The organism is Planctomycetota bacterium (genome assembly GCA_039819165.1).
Classification (GTDB): domain Bacteria; phylum Planctomycetota; class Phycisphaerae; order Phycisphaerales; family UBA1924; genus JAHCJI01.
In genome coordinates this window covers 1-520 of sequence record JBCBSM010000028.1, presented here as the reverse complement: position 1 = coordinate 520, position 520 = coordinate 1, and the positions used below count along the sequence as shown (strand labels likewise).

Sequence of the window (520 nt, the reverse complement as noted above, 5' to 3'; positions counted from 1 at the left end):
GAGCCTGGACTGGAACTTCGGCGAGGGCCATCAAGGCGAGCTGTTCGACGCCTACGGGATCGAGCCCGACGCCCAGCGCATCGAGTACTACCGCGCGCTGTGGGACGCCGAGTCGTGACCCAGCACCGAGCAGGCGCCCGCCCGATCGATGCGACCACGAGCCGCGAGCCATGCGAAACGTGCGCCGGGCGATACTGACGCAGTGGAGATCCGCGAACTCTCCGACAGCGACGCCGCCGCGCTGATCGCGCTCTACCGGGCAGTGCTCCCCGACTCCCCCACGGCCGAGAACGGCAGCTTCGACGCTGCACGCGCTTTCCTCGTCGACCCGACCTCGTTCGTGCTCGGCGCGTACGACGACGACGAACCGGTCGGGCTCGCCTGGGGTGTCCAGATGAGATCGCCCAGCGGACGGTTGACGTCGTACCTCCACGAGCTGGATGTGCGCGGGCACTGGCGTCGCCGAGGCATTGGCGCGGCGCTCGTTCGGACGGCGATGGACGTTGCGCGACGGCATGGC

Annotated in this window: 1 protein-coding gene; it reads left to right on the top strand. The window is 69.4% G+C overall.

Annotated elements, in window-relative coordinates:
• Positions 1-202: 202 nt before the first annotated feature.
• Positions 203-520: GNAT family N-acetyltransferase (locus AAFX79_13875; GenBank protein MEO1009643.1), on the top strand; the 318-nt coding region annotated here is incomplete at its 3' end.